The sequence below is a fragment of the Streptomyces sp. NPDC001135 genome, from assembly GCF_053598395.1.
The window spans coordinates 336,227-359,733 of sequence record NZ_JBSFKD010000002.1 but is presented as its reverse complement, the minus strand read 5'-3'; the positions used below and the strand labels follow the sequence as shown (position 1 = coordinate 359,733).

Genomic DNA, 23,507 nt, shown 5'->3' with positions numbered 1-23,507 from the left:
TCCGTCGGGGCGTCGGCGGTTCGTCACGGCAGGTCCTGTTCGGTCCAGATCGTCTTGCCCGTCGGGGTGTAGCGCGTGCCCCAGTGGTGGGTCATCTGGGCGATGATGAACAGGCCCCGGCCTCCCTCGTCGTCGCTCGCGGCGTGCCGCAGATTGGGCGAGGTGTGGCCGGTGTCGGAGACCTCGCAGGTCAGGGTCCGGTCGCGGATCAGGCGTACCTGGATCGGGCCGCCGGCGTAGCGGATGGCGTTGGTGACCAGTTCGCTGACGATGAGTTCGGTGGCGAACGCCAGGTCGTCCAGCCCCCAGTCGCCGAGCTGTTTGCTGACGGCGGTGCGGATGGTCGCCACCGCCGCCGGGTCCGCGAGCAGCGCCCACTCGGCGAACTGGTTCCGGTCGAGCCGGCGGGTGCGGACCGTGAGCAGTGTCGCGTCCACGTCCACCGCCCCGGGCAGCAGGGTGGTCACCGCCGTGTCGCACAGCGCCTCCAGTGACGTGTCCGCGCCGTCGAAGACCCGGGACAGCTGCGCGAGCCCGGCGGCACGGTCGTCGGCCGCCTGGAGGAGGCCGCCCGTGCAGAGGGCGACGAGGCTGCCCGGCGCCAGTTCCACGTCCATGCTCTGGTAGGGCGGGCCGCCGATGCCCAGCGGCGGTCCGGGCGGCAGCTGAAGAGGGTCGACGGCACCCCCGTACGGCGCCACGACCGCCAGTACCGAATCCCCGGCCCTCGCCAGGCTGCACTTGCCCGAGACCGGGTCGTACACCGCGTACAGGCAGCTCACACCCAGGGCCTCGTCGGGCTGGTGGCGCCGGATGCCCGGGCCGTGGCCGGTGCCGCTCTCGTCCCCGGTCTGGTCGACCAGGTCGTCCAGGCGGGACAGCAGTTCGTCCGGGGCCAGGTCCAGCCGGGCCAGCACGCGCACCCCCGTGCGCAGGCGTCCCATGGTGGCCGCGGCGCGCAGGCCGTGTCCGAGCACGTCCCCGACGACCAGCCCGATCCGGGTGCCGGACAGGGGGATGACGTCGTACCAGTCGCCGCCCACCCCGGAACCGCTGTCGGCGGGCAGATAGCGGCTCGCCGATTCCACGGCGGCGTGCGGCGGCAGGCGGCGCGGAAGCAGGCTCCGCTGGAGTTTGAGGGCCACGCCGTGGCCCCGGGTGACCATCGGCATCAGCAGGAGACCGATCAGCAGGGCGCCCAGACCCAGGACCGTGACCCCGCCCGTCCTGCCGATCAGGGGCAGGTCGACGGAGGTCGTGCCGTACCTGGGGTCCGCGTAGACGACGAAGGTGGCGTAGAGGAACAACAGGGCCATGGCCAGCCCGCCGAGCCCGGGCAGGACACCCTTGAAGACCAGGTCCCTGGCACTGCGGGTGAGGACCCTGCGGTGGTACCAGACGCAGGCGAAGCCGGTCAGTCCGTACTGGAAGGCGATCGCGAGACCGACCGAGTCGATCGAGTCGGCCAGGATGTTCTGGCTGAACGACGCCAGCAGGCCGAACAGGGCGATGGAGGCCGCTCCCATGCCGAGGGTCCCCCAGGTCGGGGTGAGGAACCTGCGGTGGACCCGGGCGAACCGGGAGGGGACCGCCTTGTGGACCGCCATCGAGAAGACCGTCCTGGCCAGGGGCAGGATGGTGGTCTCGGCGGAGGCCAGCGCGGAGGTCAGCACCATCAGGATCAGCAGCCTCGACAGCAGCAGGCCGGTGCCCTGGCTCCCGAACACGGCCTCGCCCAGTCCGGAGAGCACGTCGTCGGAGTTGTGCGTGTTGCCGAGCCCGAGGCCCGAGGTACCGACTCCCGCGAACGCCTGCGCCGAGGTGGACACCAGCCCGTACATGACTAGGAGCAGCACGGTGGACAGGACGGCGGCGCGGCCGGGGATGCGCGTGCTGTCGACGGTTTCCTCGTTGACCGAGAAGGCGGTGTCCCAGCCCCAGTAGATGAAGACGCCCGCGAGGAAGCCCGAGGTCAGGGCCGTCACCGAGGGGACCTGGAAGGGGTTGAACCAGGACGCGGAGACGTGGATCGCCGTCGGCGGAGGATCGGTGTAGACCCTGATGAGCGCGGCGACGGCGAAGAGGACCAGCATCACCACTTCCACACACAGCAGCCAGCGCTGGACGGCCGCCGAGACCTCGATGCCGACGTAGCAGACCGCGGTCAGCACGGCGATCCATACGATGCCCGCCACGGTGGTCCACAGCCGGTTGCCCGCCAGGTCGTCCAGGCCGACCAGCCGGAAGCCGTAGGCGGCGGCGATCGCGGCGAGGTTCGCCATGACGACGATGTTGGCGACGATCAGGCCCCAGCCGCCCATCCAGCCGGTGCGCGGCCCGAAGGCGCGGGTGGCCCAGGTGAAGGTGGTCCCGCAGTCGGCGTTGCTCGCGTTGAGCTCCCGGAAGGCGTACGCGACCAGGAGCATCGGGATGAACGCCAGCATCGTGACGATCGGGGCCTGCAGTCCGACCCCGGCCACGATGAGGCCCAGCGTGGCGGCCAGGCTGTACGCCGGGCCGGTGGATGCCAGGCCCATGGCCACCGAGGAGAACATGCCCAGGGCGTCGTTCTTGAGCCCCTTGTGGCCGGCCGCCGTCCCGGGAGCGGGGCGGTCGGCGGGCCCGGCGCCGCCAAAGTGCCTCACACTTGATTGCAACGCCGGTGCGCTCGCCTCCGCAACAGCGCGGGGCGGCGGGTGACACCGGAGACACCACTGAGCCCCCTCCGCGATCGGGACGGGGGCTCAGCAGGGCGCCTTCTCAGTACTTGCTGGGAATGACGCAGAAATCGATGTGGCTGAGGTCCGCGAACTTGCCGCTCGGGTTGATCGGGGCGTGGAGCGATCCGTCCATCGTGATGCCGTTGGGGAAGCCCGTCGTGCTGTCGTACGTGTAGACGTTGGCACCGCCGGTCCCGCCCTTGGCGGTCACCTTGACCGCGGCGCGCTGATCGCTCGCGGGAATGTTGAAGCTGAACACCTGTCCCGCCGTGGTGTCGGTGACGGTGATCTGCAAGGTCCCGTCGCCGGGGATCGATACGCTTCCGGTTGTGGGGTCCTCCACCCTGAACCCGGTCGCGCCCGCGGGACAGGACACGGGCGGGTTGTCGTCCACTTCCACGGGCTGCACGCCCGCGTTGCTGGGGGGACCCGCCTGTGCCAACGCGGGACCGGCGGCGATACCGAGTGCCGCGGTCGCGGTCAGACCGGCGCCGACGATCCTCACCCCCCATCTCGCCCGTCCCGACCGCGTCTTTGCTGGCGCTGCTCCTCGCATGACGAGTTTTCCTCCTTTTCCTCGGTGACCGGCAGTACCGGATTTCCGGATACCTGAGCTCGCCAACATTCGCATGGTCAGACTGTCATTCTGCTTTACGACTCCTTTCATTGGGCCGTTTGGCCGTGGCCGCGCGCGTGACACCGGCCGGGATGATGGGATCGCCCCCGGCCGTGGTGACGGTGGCATCGTCCGGGGTGGCAGCCCTGCCGCGCACAGTGGTGGCGGGGCCGCGAAGTGGCTGTCGGCTGCCGGGGCTGTCCACCGCCGAAGGACGGCGGGGCGTCCCCCTCCGCGGCGCCCCATGCGGGATCGGGGGTGGCGCCGAGCGTGTAGTCGAGGGTGCCGCCCTCACGTACGAAGGACTCCGGGAGCCAGGCCCTGGAGGACGCGGCGCCGTTGACCTTCAAGGCATGCACATAAGGCGTGTCCGCGTCCGCACCGGGCGCCCTGATCCTCATCGACGGGCCGCCGTCACGGTGCACGGTGACGGCCGGAAACAGGGGGCTGGCCAGCACCAGCTCGGCCCGGGCCGGCACCTGGGGATACATGCCGAGTGCCGACCAGACGTACCAGGACGACAGGGTGCCCAGGTCGTCGTTGCCCACCTCGCCGTCGGGGCCGGGGCCCCACAGGGTGTTGACGGCCCGGCGGACCACGTGCTGGGTGCGGTACGGCGCGCTCGCGTAGACGTACGCCCAGGGAGCGTTCAGGGACGGTTCGTTGCCGAGGAAGGCGTGCGGCACGTTGGGCCCGGCGTTGAATTCGGTGAAGAACGCGTCGAGCCGCGGGACGACCTTGCCGTTGCCGCCCATCGCGGAGAAAAGGCCGGCGAGGTCGTAGGGCACCATCCACTGGTATTGGGCGGCATTTCCCTCGACGTAGCCTTTGCCGTCGGCCGGGTTGAACGGCGACCCGAAAGAGCCGTCACGGCTGCGTGGCTGGATCCAGGAACTGGCGGGGTTGAACAGGTTCCGCCATTTCTGTGCCCGCTGCATGAACGTCGTCCGGGTACCGGTGTCGCCGAGCCGTCCGGCCAGTGCCGCGATTCCGAAGTCGGCGGTGGTGTACTCGAGGGTGGTCGACGCGTCGTCGGGCAGGTAGCCGAGTGACAGGTAGTCGGCGAGACCGGGCCGCTCGACGTAACGGGCGCCGGCCCCCTGGAGGGTGGTCGCACCCTTGACCATGGACGCCAGGGCTGCCGCGGCGTCGAAGTCGGTGGCCCCGAAGGCGTACATGCTGGCGAGGATCGAGTGGTACGGGTCGCCGTTCATGACGCCCGTGAAATCGTTGTCGACCGACCACCGGTCCCACACGTCACCGGCCTGGTGCGCCTGGTTGTACATGGACTGGGCGATGTCCGAGGCCACGTTCGGTGCGAGGAGGGCGAGCAGCTGCGCCTCACAGCGGTAGATGTCCCAGCCGGAGAAGTTGGCGTACTGGTGGTGGCCCTCGCGGACCGTGTGGACCCGGCCGTCGAAGCCGGTGTACCGGCCGTTCACGTCGTCGAAGACGTTGGGCTGGAGGAGTGAGTGGTAGAGGGCCGTGTAGAAGGTGGTCCGCTGGATGTCGGTGCCGCCGGCGACCTCGATCTGGTGCAGCCGGGCGTTCCACTGTTTCCGGGTCCCTTCCGCAACGGTGTCGAACGCCGCCGCGCCCTGCTCCCGCGCCGCGTTCTCGGCGGCGCCGGCCACACTGACGTACGACAGGCCGACCTTGACGCCCACGGTCTGTGACCGGGAGGTGTCGAAGGTGACGTAGGCCCCCGAGTGGGCCCCTGAGACACGGACGTCCCCGTGCGTCCCGTTGTCGCCACCGGGGGAGACGACGGCGTCGTGCCATGTGCCGACAGAGGCGAAGGGCTGGTCGAAGACGGCCGAGAAGTACACGCGGTAGCGGTTACGACTGCCGCAGAAGCCGCCGCTGGTGACATGGCCGGTGATGGTGCGGCGGGCCTTGTCCACGGTTGCTCGGGCGTCGGACGCGCCGCGCACGGACCTGGAGACATCGACGAGGAGGGACGCCGTACTGCCGGTGGGGTAGGTGAAGCGGCCGGCACCGGAACGCTGGGTCGCGGTCAGCTCGACCTTCGTACCGGAGGCCAGCGTGACACCGTAGTAGCCGGGCCGCGCCGACTCCGCGTCGTGCGAGAAGCCGTCCAGATAGGTGTCGGGCTCGGTGGCCGGCGACGCGACGACCGTGCCTGCGTGGGGCATGAAGGGCAGGTCCTGGGCGGCGGTGCAGCCGGCACCGGAAAGGTGGGTCAGGCTGAAGCCGCGGATCTCATGGTCGGTGTAGGCGTAGCCGCCGGGCTGGGGACCGCGGGTGTCCGGGCTCCACTGCACCATGCCGAAGGGGGCGTCGGCTCCGGGGAAGGTGTTGCCTCCGTCGTAGCTGGTACGGCCGGTCTTCTTGGTGCCGACGAACGGGTTGACGTACCGGGTGAGGTCCTGCGGAACGCCGCCGGCCCCGCCTTCCGTCGCCGCCCGGACGGAGGGTGTGGCAGCGGTCGGTATGCCGGCGGTGACAGCTATGGCCAGGAGTAACCGGCCCCATCGCCACGATTTCGTCAGCACTGGCACAGGAGGCCTCCTCCACCACATCGGCTCCTCAGCCATCCCGTCACCAGGAGTATCCATGGGATGAACGGTGAGTGAGTAAGTGGACGGGGCAAACGAGGCAGCGCACGCGGCCCAGGGAGTCATCTGAGGAATCGCCGGGTGGGTCCGGCTGTGATGACCGGGCCCGCGGGCTGTGAAGCCGGCATGGGGAATTCATCCACAGACGACGGCGTCCCTGGTCAGGTCTCGGCGCTGCCGCCTCGGCTCCGGCCCGTGCCGCGGGTCCACAGCGACAGGTCACTGCTCGTCGCGACGGCGAGAGTCCGCCCGGAGGGCGAGAAACCGAACGCTCGAAGCTCGGAGTAGTGGGAATGGAAGATGTGCCACCACTGCTCCCCGTGCGGACCCGAGTGGGGCAGTCCGCCGTCGCGGGAGAGGAGGACACGCTCGTTCGGCCAGGCCGGGGCAACGGCCTCCACGGTCCAACCGTCCGGGGTGCTGGTGTGGAATCCTCCCCCGAAGAGCCCTGCGATGCGCACCCTGCTGCCGGCGACCGGTCCCAGCCCGGGGCACGACAGGTCGGCGACCGCCTCGGGAGTGCTGCCCTCGGGGTCGGGGTCGCGGTCCCGGGCGATCTTCTCCCCCGTGACAGCGTCGAAGAGGCCGTGACCGTCGCTCGAGACGACCATCACCAGGTCGTGGCCGCCGTCGGGGTGCGACGCGAAGCCGATCCCGAGGAGCCCGCCGACAGGGACGCCGTACTCGTACTCGAAGACCGGCTGCCACGGTTCGGGAGCGGGCACCACGGGGGCCGCCAGAAACCGGTCCCGCAGAGCCTGTTCGTAGGCGGAGAACCTCGGTTCAGGACCTGACTGCTCCACCGGCGCTGCCTCCTCGTTCCACTTCATCGCCTCCTCATGATCCACGCATCGGTCCCGCCCTTGCGCCGGCCCCGCCGCGCTGTCAGGGTGCCGCGCGCGCTGTCAGGGTGCCGCGCCGTGAGTACGGACATTCATGGCGGCATCGAATGTCGTCATCCCGGCGTCGGTACCGAGCACTACGAGGGCGAGCCGTGGGCGGCTGCGTCGGGTGCGCTGCACAGCGCGAGCTGGGTCAGCTGGGCGGAGCTTGCCGCGATCGACCTCACGGCCGCACCCGATCACTTCGTCGGTCGGCTGACCTGGCGCGCGAAGGCGACACCATCGACGGTGCACCAACAGCTCGTATCCGATCAATGGCCGGCGGAAACCCTGTCCGCGACGGGCGCGCCGCCGGCGCACCTGCGCGACGCGACGGAACGCGTGGAATGGACCACTGACGAACTGACCTGCACGTACGAGCCGTTGACGGCCGGTGCCGTCCTGGGTCCCGAAACCCACTGGCCACACGTCTTCGCCGTGGTGAAGGCCCTGGCAGGCCGCTTCGGAGACGACGGCGTTCGCCTGGTCGTGGCGTTCGACTGACCGCGCAGAGCCCGCGCCCTCACAACGCGGCGGTTCGCAGCCCTTTCCCGCTGGTTCACTGCCGCACTCGCGCGCCGGAAGGCCGCGTCGGAAGTACACCCCGCCGCGAGGTGCGCATCGGCGGGCTCCCGGATCCGGTGGGTCGCCCGCACGAGGCGACCGTGGTGCGCCTCCGTCACCGACCGTCCGCCTCCAACGCCCAGGTGACCGCCTTGCGGACCTGCGGCCCCTCGACGTGTGCGGCGCCGGCCGTGTACAGCAGCCAGAGCAGTTCCAGGGATCCGAAGAAGGACTCCCCCCAGCTGTCCACCCAGACACGGACCCGCGCCGGGCCCGCCGGCACGGCGTCCCAGAACTCCCAGCCGCGGGAGTCCTCGTCCGGGTCGAAGCGGTGGATCCAGTTCTGCAGGGACCACGGGTTTCCTCCGCCCCGGTCCGTGTACGCGGTGCGGCCGTGCCGCGCGAACCCCTGAGGCGCCTCACCGTTGGGGGCACAGACCGTCGTGAACCAGTCCGGGAACCCGTCCGCCGGCAGATCCTCGTCGTCGAACTCCGCTGTGCGGGCCAGGTGGAGCGCCGCCGACAGGACGTCCCGTACTCGCCGCGCGTACGCCTCGGAGGACCCCTCGGCGACATCGACGGTGAAGACCGCCAGGACCGGCGGAGCCGACTCGGCTGCTGGGCGCTGCCGGACGCGGTCCCGTTCGGCTGCGACGCTCTCCTCACTGTGGATCACTGTTCGATCCTATGCCTGCGCAAACACCGAGCCGGGCGCCCAGACCCCTGCAGGGCTGTCGGGGCAGGGGCACCGGTCTGGGGTTCAGGAGGCCGCCGAGGGTGCGGTCCCGGGCCCGGAGGGGGCAGCACCGAGCCCTCTCCTGAGGAACCGGCGGTGGTGTTCGGGGAGGACGCCGACGGCGCCGACGGGCCAGGACGCGAAGCGCTGGCCGCAGCCGGCGCAGCCGCCACCTCGCTCTCACTCGCCCCGGCCGGCGCTTTGGCTGAACTGCGGCGGAGCGGGCGCGGGGCCTGACTGACCGGCGGCCTGGTCCCCGCCGTTCCCCGTGGCTCCCCGCACGATCTGGCACGTGTCTGGCACGGGATCGGCCGTCCGGTCTGTAGGTCTGCCTTGAGCCACGGACTACTCGTAGGTGGTCGCAGCTCGTAGGGCTTGCGCGAAGAAGCTCCAGGTGCGGACGGACGTTGAGGTCTGGAGTGTGTCCCATGGCCGTCGGCTTCCGGCAAGAGTGCACAGCACCGGCAAGGTCGAAGTCGGGTTACCCGCGACCTTCCAGGGAAAGATCTCAAGTGCATCTCAGTGAGTTCGGAGGGGGCTACTCATGAGCGGTACGTCACGGTCGCGTCCCGACAGGACGGAGCCGGGGCCGCCGCCCGAGCGCGGCTCCGATCGCTTCAGCGACGATCCCCCCGATCCCCTCGCCTCGCTGCTGGCCAAGGTCAACAAGGGAGAACACATTTCGACCCCTGGAGACAACGCGGGCGGCGAAGACCGTGACCCCCATGAGGAGGAATGGCGGGCACATGATCGTCGTGGCCCCTATGCGCAGGGGCGTCGCCGGAGGAACTAACGCACAGGGCGGAGTCCCCGTCTGCGGCAGCGCAGATGGGGAATTGCCGTGAGGGCTGCTCACGCGGGCTGGAGCGGGGCGGCGTGCAAGTCGACGAGCAGTCGGCGCGCGCAGGGCGACAACTCGCCCCCGTACGGGCGCATGCGGCCCGACCGTCTCAACGCGTGGGCCGACGCTTTCGAATGAGGCCTCGGTTAACTCGTGTCGTGCCCCGGACTGCTGCGCGGGCTGCTCGGTCAGTGAGCGCTTTCAGGGGACCACTGATCGGGTGCCGAGGCCGACGTCCGCAACGCACGAGGCTCCTGTGATCACAGGCTCACACGCCACCAGACACCACCGAGCCCCCTCCCCGTCAGGGAAGGGGCTCAGTGCAGGCAGCTTCCCACATCCGCCCCTTTGCCGAGCCGAGGGTGGTCGCCCACCTCCTGTCACCGCCTGCGTCGCTCCCTTGGCCGGCGTTCCTCGGGTAGCGATCGGCCAGCACCCTCTCAGCGCTGTCAGCTTGGGAAGCCGAGGTGAGCAAGGGATCTCTGCTTGCACAACAGCCACTGCCAGACATGGTGCGAAGGCGCTCCGGTCTACAGGTGACCAGGCGTGGGACACCTCTTGGCTGCGGTGGGTGGGCGCTCCTACTTGGTTTCGGCAATGAACCATTGCGCGGACCTCAGTCATCGACCACCGGTGGTGAGCCCCGCCTCGGGGGTCCAGGATGGAGACAGCGGCGGACCAGATGGCAAAACGGTGATCATGCGGTCGGACTGGTCATAGTCATGAATTCGTAGCGCTCCGCTGCTTGCGCCGGTGCTCTCGCTGAGCGCGGGTTGAGCAGATGACCACCGTGCGTGCCTGGCGGCCGCTCGGAGACCAGTCCATGAACGCAGGGATGCCGGGGTGAGGAAGGCTGCGATGACTACAGAGGCTGAACTGCTCAAATCCGACGATCAGCGGCTTGAGGAACTGTTCCGCAAGAGTCCGGCAGGTGAGATCCCCAGGGGCCCGATGGAGGGCCTGGCGATCTTCCCCGCGGCAGGACGTGCGGGAGCGTGGCTGCTCGCCAGTCTCGTGAACCTGACCGCGTGGCGAGGCAAGGTCTTCAGCCCGGACGGTTACCTCAGCAACCGGCTCACCGCGATGGACATCCTGTCCATCGCCGCCATGGTCGGGCCCGGCCCGAGCCGTCTGGACGACCAGGAGTGCATCGTCATCGACTACTCCCACACGTCTTTGGTGTTCGGAGGCGTGCGCGACGAGCTCCGTCAGGTCGGCCCGCACCTGTACCTGGGCCTGATCTGGCTGGCCGGCCGCAAGATCGGATGGTTTACGCTGCGCCACCCGGACTCTGCGGACAACAGCAACGCATAGGACCAACCGCACCGAAACCCCGGTGCCCTGATCACCGGCGTTCCAGCGCCCGCCGCGATAGGGCGGCCTCCCCGCGAACACTCAGCGAGACCCGGCAGCGCGTCGGTTATTCAGTCCGCGGGTGAGGGTTCAGCGCCGTGCCGACATCGCGAGAGGTCATGACCTTGCCTCCCTCTATGGATCGCCCTCACAGAGCCGCACACCACACGTCGCACGGCTCGGCACCGGCCAAGCTCTCCCGGCACCGGACGGTCGCTGCCCTGACGGCATCGGCCACCATGGCACTGGCCTTGACGGGACTGCTTGCCGCCACGCCCCCCAGCACGCCGACAGCGCTGCACGGAACAGTCACCAGTGCGGGAGAACCGCTGTCTCACGCCGACGTCACTCTCTTCACTGGAGATCGGCAAGGCGTCCGGGAACTGGGGCGCGCCATGACCGACGCCAACGGAGCCTTCCAGATCCGGTCCACCCGGCCCGCGAGCTCGGTGCTGTACGTCGACGCCACGCCCCACGGCGACCGGTCGCTGCGCCTGCGTTCCGTCGTGGGATTCGGCTCCGGAGGCGGCGTCACCCGACGCTCCGAGTCCGCTGTCACGGTCAACGAAATCACGACCGTCGCCGCCTCCTACGCACTGGCCCAGTTCACCGACTCCCACGGCATCGCCGGGCCGAGCCCTGGCCTGGAAAACGCCGCAGCCACGTCCTACAACCTCGCCGATCCGGCTTCCGGCAGACCTGGCAAGGTCGTCACCGACCAGAACAACGGCAGCAGGAACGACACCCTGGCCACCCTTGGCACCTTGGCCAACCTCGTCTCCCTCTGCGCGCCGGCGGCGCACACCGGGCGATGTCACGACATGCTGCGCCTGGCAACACCGCAGCACGGGAGCACTCCCGCCGACACGGCACAAGCCGTGCTCAACCTCGCCCACGACCCGCGCCTGGCCACCGGCAAGCTGTACGCCCTGACCCGGCAGGCACCCACCTACACCCCCGCGCTCACCGCGGCACCGGCAGCCTGGGTCCTGGCCCTGCACTACACCGCCCCCGACGTCTACGCCCCCGGCCGGATGGCCATCGACGCCAAGGGCAACGTCTGGGCCTCCAACAACTGGCTGCCCGGAACGAGAAACCCCAGCCCTTACGTCACCGTGCAGGACCCGGTGGGCAACCCCACTCTGAACAGCCCCATCAGCGGCGGCGGCATGAAGGCAGGCGCCTGGGGCATCGCCATCGACCACGATGGCGCCGTGTGGGTGCCCAGCTACGGCGGCGACGCCATGGCGAAGTACTCGTCGACAGGAAAGCCGCTGTCGACCGGCTCAGGATTCAGGAATGGTGACCTGGACCACCCCCAGGGCACCGCAGTCGATCAGAAGGGCAACATCTGGATCGCCAACTTCTACGGCTTGAAAGGCAACCGCGGCCAGGGAAGCGTGATCGTCTACCCCCACGGGGACCCCTCAAAAGCGATCACCATCAAGGGCGGCGGTCTCGACCACCCGTTCTCCATCCAGATCGACGGCTACGGCCGCGCCTGGGTCAGCAATGCCCGCCTCAACGGGGCAGAGCTCCTGGACACACGCGTGCCCAAGGGCCACGTGGGCGGGAGCGTCACCGTGATCGGACCCGACTTCAAGCCGACCTCGTTCTCCCCCGTCAAGGACAACTCACTCGACTGGCCTCTCGCCCTGGCCGTCGACTCCAAGAACAACGTCTGGGTGCCCAGCTTCGTCAGCAACTCGGTCACCGAGATCGAGCCGAGCGGAAAGGTCGCAGGCGCGTACAAACTGCCAACCGCCATCGCTCCCTGGTCCGTGGCCATCGACGGGTCGGACCGCATATGGATCGCCGGCTTCGGCACCCCCTCCGTCTCCGTCCTGTGCGGCGTAAACACCAGCGCCTGCCCGCCCGGCTCCTCCACCGGTTCGCTGCTGTCGCCGCCGCACGGCTACCGCAGCAACTCCATCCAGCACCTCACCGCCATCCAACTCGACCAGTCCGGCAACGTCTGGCTGGCCAACAACTGGTCCAAACTCGTTCCACCCACCGGCGGCAACGGCCTGGTCGAACTCATCGGAGTCGCCACACCTGTCTGCACACCTCTGACCCCGGTACCCGCCCGCCCAGCAGCGACCAGCTCCATCGCCTGTCCCGCCCAAACCAACACGCAGCCCAGATGAGAGCGCCCAGGCAATGCCGCTGTCGGGCGTGCCAGGTCGGCAGGGTCTTAACCGACCGCCCCAGCCACGACGTACCCCTTCCCTGGCCTCAGGCGGCTGATCGCTGTGTGTGCGGCACGGGCGCCGGCCGGCTGGAGCAGGGCAGGGCGGAGACAGGAGCGCAGACCCGGCCGGGGTCCGAGCAGTCGGGCAAGCCGGACCCGGCCGCAGCCAGCGCAGCCGCCACCTCGTCCTCGCTCGCCCCCGCCAGCGCCTCAACCACCCGATCGAGTGTCTCGCTCACGTCAGTGGGTGTGACCACTCGAAGCCGGCGTCGGACCTGCGTTCTTGACCGTCAGCGGCAGCAACTTCTTGCCGGTCGGGCCGATTTGGATGGCCGTGTCCATCTGGGGGCAGACACCGCAGTCGAAGCACGGGGTCCAGCGGCAGTCCTCGACCTCTGTTTCGTCGAGGGAGTCCTGCCAGTCCTCCCAGAGCCAGTCCTTGTCCAGGCCGGAGTCGAGGTGGTCCCAGGGAAGGACCTCCTCGTAGGTGCGCTCGCGGGTGGTGTACCAGTCGACGTCCACGCCGTAGGGGGCGAGGGCCTTGTCGGCGCAGGCCATCCAGCGGTCGTAGGAGAAGTGTTCGCGCCAGCCGTCGAAGCGGCCGCCGTCGTCGTACACCGCGCGGATCACCGCGCCGATGCGGCGGTCGCCCCGCGAGAGCAGGCCCTCGACGATGCCCGGCTTGCCGTCGTGGTAGCGGAAGCCGATCGAGCGGCCGTACTTCTTGTCGCCGCGGATCTTGTCCCTCAGTTTCGCCAGGCGGGCGTCCGTCTCCTCCGCGGAGAGCTGCGGGGCCCACTGGAAGGGGGTGTGGGGCTTGGGGACGAAGCCGCCGATCGAGACCGTGCAGCGGATGTCGTTCGAGCCGGAGACCTCACGGCCCTTCTGGATGACGTGCGTCGCCATGTCGGCGATCTGCAGCACGTCGTCGTCGGTCTCCGTGGGCAGGCCGCACATGAAGTACAGCTTCACCTGGCGCCAGCCGTTGCCGTAGGCGGTGGCGACGGTGCGGATGAGGTCCTCCTCGGACACCATCTTGTTGATGACCTTGCGCATGCGCTCCGAGCCGCCCTCGGGGGCGAAGGTCAGACCGGAGCGGCGGCCGTTGCGCGTCAGCTCGTTCGCCAGGTCCACGTTGAAGGCGTCCACGCGCGTGGAGGGGAGGGACAGGCCGATCTTGTCGTCCTCGTAGCGGTCGGCCAGGCCCTTGGCGATGTCGCCGATCTCCGAGTGGTCCGCGGAGGAGAGGGACAGGAGGCCCACCTCCTCGAAGCCTGTCGCCTTGAGGCCCTTGTCGACCATCTCGCCGATACCCGTGATCGAGCGCTCGCGCACCGGGCGGGTGATCATGCCGGCCTGGCAGAAGCGGCACCCGCGCGTGCAGCCGCGGAAGATCTCCACCGACATGCGCTCGTGGACCGTCTCCGCCAGGGGGACGAGGGGCTGCTTGGGGTAGGGCCACTCGTCCAGGTCCATGACCGTGTGCTTCGAGACGCGCCAGGGGACGCCCGACTTGTTCGGGACCACGCGGGCGATACGGCCGTCGGGGAGGTACTCGACGTCGTAGAACGCCGGGACGTACACCCCGCCCGTCTTCGCCAGGCGGAAGAGGACCTCCTCGCGGCCGCCGGGGCAGCCCTCGGCCTTCCACTCGCGGATGATCCGGGTCATGTCGAGCACGGCCTGCTCGCCGTCGCCGATGATCGCCGCGTCGATGAAGTCGGCGATCGGCTCCGGGTTGAAGGCGGCGTGGCCGCCGGCCAGGACGATCGGGTCCTCGATCGTGCGGTCCTTGGACTCCAGGGGGATCCCGGCGAGGTCCAGGGCCGTGAGCATGTTCGTGTAGCCCAGTTCCGTGGAGAAGGACAGGCCGAACACGTCGAAGGCCTTCACCGGGCGATGGGTGTCCACCGTGAACTGGGGGACGTTGTGCTCGCGCATCAGCGCCTCGAGGTCCGGCCACACGCTGTAGGTGCGCTCGGCGAGGACGCCCTCCTGCTCGTTGAGGACCTCGTAGAGGATCATGACGCCCTGGTTGGGCAGACCCACCTCGTACGCGTCCGGGTACATGAGGGCCCAGCGGACGTCGCACTCGTCCCACGGCTTGACCGTGGAGTTGAGCTCTCCGCCGACGTACTGGATGGGCTTCTGCACGTGCGGGAGCAGTGCTTCGAGCTGCGGGAACACCGACTCGGCGGCTTCGGCAGGCATCTCGCGAACCTTCGTGAGCTGACAGGGGTGACCATCAAGCGTAACCCGCCCGGCGGACTCCCCCGTACGCTCAGCCGGACGCCGCCGAGCTGATCTCCTTCCACAGGCCGGGCAGCTCCGCCTCGGCCTGCGCCGCCCGGGCCTCCTCGCGTCCGTACAGCACCCCGTACGTGAACGTGCTCTCCCCTGCCGCGTGTGCCACCGCGGACAGCTCGCGCAGGGTCAGCCGGGTCATGACGCTGTCCTGGTGGTCGCCGAGCAGGGTGGTCAGGGACTTCATGCCCTTGGTCAGGGTGCGGGCCGGTTTTCCGAGGGCCGGGGTGGCCGCCTCGGCCGCGTACCGGGTGCGCTTGGCCTTCTTGCGGGCCTCGTGCACGGCGAGGTCGCGTTCCTCGCCGGGCGGGGCGGCGATCGCCTGCTCGATCAGGGCGGACAGGGTCGCCAGGTCCTTGTCGACGGCCTTGGCGAGTGCCGTCTCCGGCCGTTTCGCGGCGGCCTTGCGCAGGGGTGGGTCGGCGAGCAGGGCGTCCAGGGTGTCGAGCAGGGTCAGATAGCGGCGGGAGTCCAGGACGGCGGTCAGATGGGCGTGTGCGCCGCCGTGCCGGGCCTCGGCCCAGGACGTGACGCGTTCGTGGACCGGGCCCATGACGAGGTGCGGTGGGAGGGCGTCGAGGGCGGCCCCCAGGCGTTCGGCCATCACCTCCTGGTCGCGGTCCAGGCCCAGCTCGCCCGCGAGCCACTTCAGCTCGTCCCCGACGGGGTCGGTGACGGCCCGGTCGAGGACGGAGCGGAAGCTGCGCAGGGTGCTGCGGGCCCGGCGGGTGGCGACCCGCATGCGGTGCACGGAGTCGGGCACGTCCCGGCGGACGGCGGGGTCCAGCTCGACCAGTGCGTCCCGCTGGGCGCGCAGATAGGCGAGGACGTGGTCGCCGGCCGTCTCCGGCGGTGCGGGCTCGCCCTTCCCGCTGGTCCGGCTGCGTTCCGGGGCGGTCTGCTCCAGGGCGCGGGCGAGCTTCGACGGCGACGCCGAAGGGCGCACCCCGGCCTTGCGCAGCCGTTTCTCCACCCGGTCGAGGAAGGCGGGGTCGCCGTCGTCGGCCAGTTCCACCTCGATCTCGGTCCACTGGGCTGCCCCGCCCCCGCCGGTGAGCCGCTCGGCGGTCACCGCGTCGACACTCGCCTCGGCCAGCAGGGCACCGTCGGCGTCGACGAGGTGGCGCACGTCACGGGCGGAGCGCAGCCGGACCAGCGGGACCAGCTCGGCGCCCCGGACCCGGGAGCGCACGAGGGCGGCGATCTCCTCGGGGACGGTGTCGGAGAGCGGGGCCCGGATCTCGTCCCGCACCCCGGGAGCGACCGGGAACTTCAGATGCCAGCCGGCGTCCGAGCCTCCGGTGCGGCGGCGCAGGGTGAGTGCGGCGGCGGCCAGGCATTCGTCAGCGGTGTCGTAGTAGGTGGCGTCGAGCTCCATCAGGCCCTTGTCCAGGACGGCCGCCACTCCGCCGACACCGGTGAGGTCGGGCAGCCCGCTGTCGTCGGACTCGTACTTGCGCTCGATCTCGCGTTTCGCATCCGCCATGAATTGAATCTAGTGGGCCGCGGGGCGGCGCGGCAGAGTCCGTCCCGGGTGAATGGCGGGAAAACTCCGGCCATTCACCCGGTGAACACCGGTCGGGGTCGCGGCGGGACCGCCACCGACCTACGCCGACATGGGTCTCTGCACCTTGATCGACTGCAGCAGTCCCACGGCCACCCAGACCGCGAACATCGACGAGCCGCCGTAGGAGACGAACGGCAGGGGCAGACCGGTGACCGGCATGATGCCGAGGGTCATACCGATGTTCTCGAAGGACTGGAAGGCGAACCAGGCGACGATCCCGGCGGCCACGATCGTCCCGTACAGCTCGGTGGAGTCACGGGCGATGCGGCAGGCGCGCCACAGCACCACGCCCAGCAGGAAGATGATGAGGCCCGCACCGAGGAAGCCCAGCTCCTCCCCCGCCACCGTGAAGACGAAGTCCGTCTGCTGCTCGGGCACGAACTGGCCGGTGGTCTGCGAGCCGTGGAAGAGGCCGGCGCCGGTCAGGCCGCCGGAGCCGATGGCGATGCGGGCCTGGTTGGTGTTGTAGCCGACGCCCGCGGGGTCCAGGTCCGGGTTGGCGAAGGCCGCGAAGCGGTTGATCTGGTACGCGTCCAGGATGTGCAGCTGCCAGATGGCGACACAGCCCATCACACCGGCGATGAGCAGGCCGAAGATCCAGCGGTTGGAGGCGCCGGAGGCGAGCAGCACGCCCAGGATGATGGACACCATGGCCAGGACCGTGCCGAGGTCGGGCATGAGCAGCACGATCAGGATCGGCACGGCCGCCAGACCGAGCGACTGCAGGACCGTGCGGTGGTCGGGGTACGGCTTGTCCCCGGCGTCGACCCGGGCCGCCAGTATCATCGCCATGCCCAGGATGATCGTGATCTTCACGAACTCGGCGGGCTGGAGCGAGAAGCCGCCGCCGAACACGATCCAGTTGCGGCTGCCGTTGATGGTGGCGCCGACCGGGGTGAGCACCAGCAGCACCCCGAACAGCGAGATGCCGTAGAGGATCGGCACGGCGTTGCGCAGGGCGCGGTGCCCGAGCCAGATGGTGCCGATCATCAGGGCGAGCCCGATGCCGAGGTTCATCAGGTGCCGGATCAGGAAGTAGTACGGGTCACCCTGGTTGATCTCAGTGCGGTTGCGGGTCGCGGAGTACACCAGCAGCGAGCCCAGCAGGGACAGCCCGGCGGCCGCGAACAGGATCGGCCAGTCGAGCCGGCGGGTGAGCGAGTCACGGGCGAAGATCCTGGTCCAGCGGGCCCGCTCGGGGCCGTACCCGGAGACGGAGAAGCTGTTCGCGCCGGTCATGAGGGCATCCTCCGGCTTCCCCTCCGGCGGTTGCCGCGTGGCCGTCTGCGGGTGTTGCGGTTGCCCGTGCCGGGCGAGGCCGTGGTGGCGGGCTGCTGGTCGTCCCCGTTGCTGGGGTTGTCCTGCTGGGCCTTCTCGGCGTCCTTCGCGGGGTCGCCGGTGACCTTGGGGTTGATGATCGTGCCGTCCGTGCGGACCTTCGGCAGGCCTGTCTGCGGCTTGGGCAGCAGCGCCTTCTTCTTGTCGATGGAGCCGTCGCCCTGGACGCCGTAGAGCGCGCTGTAGATGTTGCGCACGGCCTCACCGGCGGAACCGGAACCGGTACCGGCCTGGGAGATCGTCATGATCACCGAGTAGTCCTTGGAGTACGTGGCCAGCCAGCCCGTGGTCTGCTTGCCGTAGACCTCCGCCGTACCGGTCTTGCCGTGCAGCGGGATCTTGTTCTGCGGCCAGCCGCCGAACTTCCAGGCGGCGGTACCGCGGGTGATGACGCCCGCGAAGGCGTCGTCCATGCCCTTGAGGGTGGCCTGGCTGACCGGCAGTTTGCGCTGCACCTTGGGCTTGATCTCCTGGACGGTCTTGCCGTCGGGGCTGATGATCGCCTTGCCGATGGTCGGGTAGTACTCGGTGCCGCCGTTGGCGACCGCGCCGTAGATCATCGCCTCCTGGATCGGCGTGACGAGGGTGTCGCCCTGGCCGATGGAGTAGTTGATCTCGTCGCCCTCACGCATCTTGTTGCCCTCGAGGCAGTTCTCGTAGGCGATCTTCTCGACGTAGCTGCCGTCCTTCTTGCCGCTCTTGCACCAGGCGTCCTTGTTGGCCTTCCAGTAGTCGAGCTTCCACTGGCGGTCGGGGACGCGGCCGGCGACCTCGTTGGGCAGGTCGATGCCGGTCTCCTTGCCGAGGCCGAACTGGTGGGCGGTCTTGAAGAAGTAGTCCTTCGGCTGGCCCTTCTTGGGGTTGAGGCCGCCGTCCCTCTTCCACTCCCTGTCGGCGAGGCCGTAGAAGACGGTGTCGCAGGAGACCTCCAGGGCGCGGCCGAGGGAGATGGGGCCGAAGTTCTCGCCCTCGAAGTTCTTGAAGACCTGGCCGCCCACCGAGTAGGAGCTGGTGCACGGGTAACCGCCGTCCCAGACGTAACCGGCGTTGACGGCGGCGGCCGTGGAGACCACCTTGAACGTCGAGCCGGGTGCGGCCTGACCCTGTATGGCCCGGTTGAGCAGCGGGTAGTCGGAGTCCTTGCCGGTGAGGGCCTTGTAGTCCTTGGCGGAGATGCCGCCCACCCACACGTTCGGGTCGTAGGTCGGTGCCGAGGCCATCGCGACGATCCGGCCGGTCTTGGCCTCCATGACGACGACGGCACCGGAGTCGGCCTTGTAGTTCTCGCCGGTGATCTTGTCGTACGTTCCGCGGGCGGCCTTCATCGCCTTGTCGAGTTCGTACTCGGCGACGCGCTGGACCCGGGAGTCGATGCTGGTGACCAGGTTGGATCCGGACTCGGCGGCGTCCGACTTGGCCTTGCCGATGACCCGGCCGAGGTTGTCCACCTCGTAGCGGGTGACGCCGGCCTTGCCGCGCAGCTGCTTGTCGTACTGCCGCTCCAGACCGGAGCGGCCGACCATGTCGGAGCGCAGATAGGGCGAGTCGGTGTCCTTGGCCTTCTGGATCTCGGCGTCGGTGACGGGCGAGAGATAGCCGAGCACCTGCGCGGTGTTGGACTTGCCCGGCCCCGGGTAGCGGCGCACGGCCTCGGGCTCGGCGGTGACGCCGGGGAAGTCCTCGGAGCGCTCGCGGATCTGCAGCGCCTGTTTGGGGGTGGCCTCGTCGGTGATCGGGATCGGCTGGTACGGCGAGCCGTTCCAGCACGGCTGGGGGGTCTTGGCGTCGCACAGCCGGACCTTCTGGATCACCTCCTCGGGCTTCATGCCGAGGACACCGGCCAGCTTGGTGAGGACCGCTCTGCCGTCGTCCTTCTGCTTGAGCAGGTCGGTGCGGGAGGCGGAGACGACCAGGCGGGTCTCGTTGTCGGCGAGGGGCACGCCGCGGGCGTCCAGGATGTCGCCGCGCACGGCGGGGTCGACGACCTGCTGGACGTGGTTGCCGGAGGCCTCCTTCTGGTACTGGGCGCCCTCGCGGATCTGCAGGTACCACAACCGGCCGCCGAGCGTGCCGAGGAGGGAGAGGACAAGGATCTGGATCACGACGAGCCGGATCTGGACCCGTGGGGTCCGACCGGTCTCGGGGATGTTGGTCACTGCGGCTGTCTCCCCCTCTCAGTGCGCAAATGCGAGTACACGTACGAATGGTGAACGATCAGCCTGTGAGCCCGCGTTCCGCGAAGACTGACCCGTTCGAGTGAACTCGGGGGCACTCACAGCCGCTTGACCCCCTTGATCCGGCTGACCCGCGCGGAGCGGGTGCGCGCCTTGGCCTTCAGTGCGCCGAGGCCTCCGCGCTGGCTGCCGATGCGCAGGCCGGTGCCGGAGGAGAGCCAGCCGGTGGAGATGTCACCCGCCTTGGTGGCGGGGCCGGTCTCGGCGAGCGGGTCGTTGTCGGAGCGGCGGGCCAGCCACATGATCCCGGGGACCACGAACGGGGCGAGCAGCAGGTCGTACAGGGCCGCCGAGAACAGCAGCCCGGGCAGGCCGACATGGCGGGCGGCGGTGTCACCGACCAGCGCGCCGACGCCCGCGTACAGCAGCGTGGAGCCGATGGCGGCGGCGACCACCACGGCCATCGGGCCGGTCGCCGACTTCAGGCGGCCGTTCTCCGGCCTGATGAGCCCGGCGAAGTAGCCGGTGACGCACAGCACGAGGGCATAGCGGCCCGCCGCGTGGTCGGCGGGCGGCGCGAGGTCGGCGAGCAGCCCGGCGCCGAAGCCGACGAGGGCGCCGCCGACATGGCCGTACACCATGGCGAGGCCGAGGACGGTGAGCAGCAGCAGGTCGGGCACGGCGCCCGGCAGATGCAGGCGGGCGAGGGCGCTCACCTGGATCACCAGGGCCACGACGACCAGCGCGGAGGAGAGCAGGATCCGGTTGACACGCATGGGGATTCAGCTCCTACTGCTGCTCGTCGTTGGCGGTCGCGTCGGCGGACGGGTTGACGGTGACCGTCACCGTCGGCGTCGGAACCGGCTTGGGCTTGGCCGGCAGGACCTCGTCGCGCGGGTCCTTCTTCGGGGCCTGGACGACCACACCGACGATGTCGAGCTTGGTGAAGCCGACGTACGGGGTGACGTAGATCGTGCGGGTGAGGCCGCCGTTGGAGGGCTCGACCCGGGAGATCACGCCGACCGGGACGCCCGGCACGAACGGACGGTCGGCCTCCGAGCCGAAGGTGACGAGCCGGTCGCCCTTCTTCACCTCCGCCTTGCCGTTGAGCAGTTCCACGCGCAGCGGGCGGTCGCCCTGCCCGGAGGCGAAGCCGAGTTCGTCGCTGCCCTCCATGCGGGTGCCGACGGTGAAGTCGGGGTCGTTGGCGAGCAGCACGGTGGAGGTGTCGGGGCCGACGGTGGTGACCCGGCCGACGAGCCCGTCGCCGTTGAGGACGGTCATGTCCCGTTTGATGCCGTCGTTGGCGCCGGCGTCGATGGTGATGGTCCAGGAGAAGCCCTGCGCCGCGCCTATGGCGATGACCTGGGCGCCCTTGATGCCGTACTGGCCCTCGCCGGCGATCTTCAGCATCCTGTCGAACTGGTTGAGGCGGCTGCGGTTGCGGTCGTCGCTGCCGAGCTTCGCCTTGAGGGCCGCGTTCTCCTTCTCCAGGGTCGCGAGCCGGTCGTGCCGGCTGCCGGAGTCCCGGATCGCCGAGACGGCGTTGCCGACCGGGTCGACCGCCGAGGACAGCCCGTTCTCAACCGGGCCGAACACCGCGGCCGCGGCCTGCCGGGCACCGTCGACCGGGGAGTTCCTGCCCCCGCGGATGTCCACCGTGATCAGCGCGAATGCGATGGCAACCAGCAGGACCAGGAGCAGCCGGCTCTCTTTCGTGTCCCTCACGTGCGGCGGCCGTGCCCTTCCTCAATAGGAATTCGGGAGCCCCTTTGCGGGCGCGATACGCAAGCCCCAGGGGCCATTTGTGGGAGCTTATGCCTCTCATCAACGATCCGCCGCACGAGCGGAGAACGTCTCGTACGGCGGAATCGAAGTGTTATGTCATCTGCGCGGCTGGGCGTCCAGGACCTGCTGCAGCGCCTCGAACTCCTCGACGCACTTCCCGGAGCCGAGCGCGACGCTGTCCAGCGGGTCCTCGGCGATGTGGATCGGCATGCCGGTCTCCCGCCGCAGCCGCTCGTCGAGCCCGCGCAGCAGGGCTCCGCCGCCGGTCAGAACGATTCCTCGGTCCATGATGTCGCCGGACAGCTCCGGCGGGCACTTGTCGAGGGTCGTCTTGACCGCGTCCACGATCGCGTTGACGGGCTCCTCGATCGCCTTGCGGACCTCGGCGGCCGAGATCACGACCGTCTTCGGCAGCCCGGAGACCAGGTCCCGGCCGCGGACTTCGGTGTGCTCGTCGGCGTCGAGGTCGTACGCCGAACCGATCGTGATCTTGATCTGCTCGGCCGTGCGCTCACCCAGCAGAAGGCTGTACTCCTTCTTGATGTACTGGATGATCGCGTTGTCCAGTTCGTCGCCCGCGACCCGGATGGACTGGGCGGTGACGATGCCGCCGAGCGAGATGACCGCGACCTCCGTGGTGCCGCCGCCGATGTCCACCACCATGTTGCCGGTGGCCTCGTGGACCGGCAGACCGGAGCCGATGGCGGCCGCCATGGGCTCCTCGATGATGTGCACCTGGCGCGCACCGGCCTGGGAGGACGCCTCGATCACGGCGCGGCGCTCGACACCCGTGATGCCCGAGGGCACACAGACGACCACCCGCGGACGGGCGAGATACCGCCGCTTGTGGATCTTCAGGATGAAGTAGCGGAGCATCCGCTCGGTGATCTCGAAGTCGGCGATCACACCGTCCTTCAGCGGGCGGACGGCCACGATGTTGCCCGGCGTCCGGCCGATCATCTTCTTCGCTTCGGCACCGACCGCGAGGATCCCACCCGTGTTGGTGTTGATCGCGACGACGGACGGTTCGTTGAGTACGATTCCGCGACCCCTGACGTACACCAGCGTGTTGGCGGTCCCGAGGTCGACAGCCATGTCACGGCCGATGAACGACATTGAGTTCCCCATCCGGATTCATCTGGCCTTCCCGAACGTTTGAGGGCATGTCAGGACGGCGAGGCGGGTGCTGTGACGTGAAGGCTTCCATCGTAAACGCGCCTGCACGGACACTGTGCGAGGGTCTCCGCCATTGTCACCAGATGGCGGGCCGCCTCGCTTGTGGAGACGGTCCAACGGAGGCACGCGTTCCCCCGATCGGCAATGCATATGCCAAGGGACGGCCGGAAATGTACGGCCGTCCCTGGTCAGGCGCCACCCGGCGAAACTGACGCCCACTCAGAAAAATTACCGAAAACTCAGCTCGCCGCGGTTCACGCCCGGCCCGGGAAGAAGATCTTCACCTCGCGCTCGGCGGACTCCTCGGAGTCCGAGGCGTGGATCAGGTTCTCGCGGACGATCACGCCGTAGTCGCCCCGGATCGAGCCGGGGGCGGCGGCGATCGGGTCGGTCGGGCCGGCGAGCGCGCGCACGCCCTCGATGACCCGCTCGCCCTCGACGATCAGCGCCACGACCGGGCCGGAGGACATGAACTCGACCAGCGGCTCGTAGAAGGGCTTGCCCTTGTGCTCGCCGTAGTGCTGCTCCAGGGTGTCCTGGTCCAGGGTGCGCAGCTCCAGCGCGGTGATCTGCCAGCCGGCCTTGCGCTCGATACGGCTGATGATCTCGCCGGTCAGGCCGCGACGGACGGCGTCGGGCTTGAGGAGGACGAGGGTGCGCTGGCTCACGGGAGGACTCC

Annotated in this window: 16 protein-coding genes; 3 read left to right on the top strand and 13 right to left on the bottom strand. The window is 69.5% G+C overall.

The window, feature by feature from the left end; all coding sequences use genetic code 11:
* Nucleotides 1–23 precede the first annotated feature (23 nt).
* The 4 genes from ACWC94_RS04630 to ACWC94_RS04615 form a co-directional block, all read right to left on the bottom strand.
* Complete coding sequence (locus ACWC94_RS04630) at nt 24–2,645, bottom strand: amino acid permease (RefSeq protein WP_450794904.1); 2,622 nt, start codon at nt 2,643–2,645, stop codon at nt 24–26.
* Between the two features lie 115 nt (nt 2,646–2,760).
* Nucleotides 2,761–3,129: a hypothetical protein gene (locus ACWC94_RS04625; RefSeq protein WP_450794903.1), complete on the bottom strand. Its 369-nt coding sequence runs from the start codon at nt 3,127–3,129 to the stop codon at nt 2,761–2,763.
* A 254-nt stretch (nt 3,130–3,383) separates the two neighbouring features.
* Nucleotides 3,384–5,852: a GH92 family glycosyl hydrolase gene (locus tag ACWC94_RS04620; protein WP_450794902.1), complete on the bottom strand. Its 2,469-nt coding sequence runs from the start codon at nt 5,850–5,852 to the stop codon at nt 3,384–3,386.
* A 224-nt stretch (nt 5,853–6,076) separates the two neighbouring features.
* Nucleotides 6,077–6,745, bottom strand: coding sequence for a hypothetical protein (locus ACWC94_RS04615; protein WP_450795020.1), 669 nt, complete (start codon nt 6,743–6,745; stop codon nt 6,077–6,079).
* Nucleotides 6,746–6,835: 90 nt separating this feature from the next.
* On the opposite strand from ACWC94_RS04615, the gene ACWC94_RS04610 reads away from it, so the two are divergent.
* On the top strand, nt 6,836–7,300 hold the full coding sequence (locus ACWC94_RS04610) for a hypothetical protein (RefSeq protein WP_450794900.1): 465 nt from the start codon (nt 6,836–6,838) through the stop codon (nt 7,298–7,300).
* A 175-nt stretch (nt 7,301–7,475) separates the two neighbouring features.
* Here ACWC94_RS04610 and ACWC94_RS04605 read toward each other — a convergent pair whose 3' ends face one another.
* Nucleotides 7,476–8,036 (bottom strand): hypothetical protein, encoded by a 561-nt coding sequence (locus ACWC94_RS04605; protein ID WP_450794899.1) that lies wholly within the window; start codon nt 8,034–8,036, stop codon nt 7,476–7,478.
* 1,759 nt (nt 8,037–9,795) lie between these two features.
* Here ACWC94_RS04605 and ACWC94_RS04600 point away from each other — a divergent pair.
* Entirely contained in the window at nt 9,796–10,251 is a 456-nt protein-coding gene (locus ACWC94_RS04600; RefSeq protein ID WP_450794898.1) for a hypothetical protein, read from the top strand.
* A 434-nt stretch (nt 10,252–10,685) separates the two neighbouring features.
* Nucleotides 10,686–12,437, top strand: coding sequence for an NHL repeat-containing protein (locus tag ACWC94_RS04595; protein ID WP_450794897.1), 1,752 nt, complete (start codon nt 10,686–10,688; stop codon nt 12,435–12,437).
* 284 nt (nt 12,438–12,721) lie between these two features.
* On the opposite strand, the gene ACWC94_RS04590 is transcribed toward ACWC94_RS04595, so the two are convergent.
* From ACWC94_RS04590 to ndk, 8 genes are all read right to left on the bottom strand, one after another.
* Nucleotides 12,722–14,692: a TIGR03960 family B12-binding radical SAM protein gene (locus ACWC94_RS04590; RefSeq protein ID WP_450794896.1), complete on the bottom strand. Its 1,971-nt coding sequence runs from the start codon at nt 14,690–14,692 to the stop codon at nt 12,722–12,724.
* Between the two features lie 70 nt (nt 14,693–14,762).
* A complete protein-coding gene (locus tag ACWC94_RS04585; RefSeq protein ID WP_450794895.1) occupies nt 14,763–16,271 on the bottom strand; it encodes a CYTH and CHAD domain-containing protein in 1,509 nt (502 codons plus the stop codon).
* A 120-nt stretch (nt 16,272–16,391) separates the two neighbouring features.
* Nucleotides 16,392–17,591, bottom strand: coding sequence for a rod shape-determining protein RodA (gene rodA / locus ACWC94_RS04580; protein WP_450794894.1), 1,200 nt, complete (start codon nt 17,589–17,591; stop codon nt 16,392–16,394).
* Complete coding sequence (gene mrdA / locus ACWC94_RS04575; protein ID WP_450794893.1) at nt 17,588–19,846, bottom strand: penicillin-binding protein 2; 2,259 nt, start codon at nt 19,844–19,846, stop codon at nt 17,588–17,590. The genes rodA and mrdA overlap by 4 nt, the downstream gene beginning before the upstream one ends.
* A 116-nt stretch (nt 19,847–19,962) precedes the next feature.
* The gene (gene mreD / locus ACWC94_RS04570; RefSeq protein WP_450794892.1) at nt 19,963–20,640 is read right to left on the bottom strand and encodes a rod shape-determining protein MreD; all 678 of its coding nucleotides are present in this window, start codon (nt 20,638–20,640) and stop codon (nt 19,963–19,965) included.
* A gap of 13 nt (nt 20,641–20,653) precedes the next feature.
* The gene (gene mreC, locus ACWC94_RS04565; protein WP_450794891.1) at nt 20,654–21,592 is read right to left on the bottom strand and encodes a rod shape-determining protein MreC; all 939 of its coding nucleotides are present in this window, start codon (nt 21,590–21,592) and stop codon (nt 20,654–20,656) included.
* A 156-nt stretch (nt 21,593–21,748) separates the two neighbouring features.
* Nucleotides 21,749–22,768: a rod shape-determining protein gene (locus ACWC94_RS04560; RefSeq protein WP_031158632.1), complete on the bottom strand. Its 1,020-nt coding sequence runs from the start codon at nt 22,766–22,768 to the stop codon at nt 21,749–21,751.
* 314 nt (nt 22,769–23,082) lie between these two features.
* On the bottom strand, nt 23,083–23,496 hold the full coding sequence (gene ndk, locus ACWC94_RS04555; protein WP_189941963.1) for a nucleoside-diphosphate kinase: 414 nt from the start codon (nt 23,494–23,496) through the stop codon (nt 23,083–23,085).
* Nucleotides 23,497–23,507: the final 11 nt, after the last annotated feature.

Excerpts from the sequence above, each read along its gene's own strand:
- ACWC94_RS04590 (WP_450794896.1), bottom strand. The coding sequence starts at position 14,692 with ATGCCTGCCGAAGCCGCCGAGTCGGTGTTCCCGCAGCTCGAAGCACTG.
- ACWC94_RS04585 (WP_450794895.1), bottom strand. The coding sequence starts at position 16,271 with ATGGCGGATGCGAAACGCGAGATCGAGCGCAAGTACGAGTCCGACGAC.
- ACWC94_RS04615 (WP_450795020.1), bottom strand. The coding sequence starts at position 6,745 with ATGAAGTGGAACGAGGAGGCAGCGCCGGTGGAGCAGTCAGGTCCTGAA.
- ACWC94_RS04595 (WP_450794897.1), top strand. The coding sequence starts at position 10,686 with ATGACCGACGCCAACGGAGCCTTCCAGATCCGGTCCACCCGGCCCGCG.
- mreD (WP_450794892.1), bottom strand. The coding sequence starts at position 20,640 with ATGCGTGTCAACCGGATCCTGCTCTCCTCCGCGCTGGTCGTCGTGGCC.
- rodA (WP_450794894.1), bottom strand. The coding sequence starts at position 17,591 with ATGACCGGCGCGAACAGCTTCTCCGTCTCCGGGTACGGCCCCGAGCGG.
- ACWC94_RS04560 (WP_031158632.1), bottom strand. The coding sequence starts at position 22,768 with ATGTCGTTCATCGGCCGTGACATGGCTGTCGACCTCGGGACCGCCAAC.
- ACWC94_RS04600 (WP_450794898.1), top strand. The coding sequence starts at position 9,796 with ATGACTACAGAGGCTGAACTGCTCAAATCCGACGATCAGCGGCTTGAG.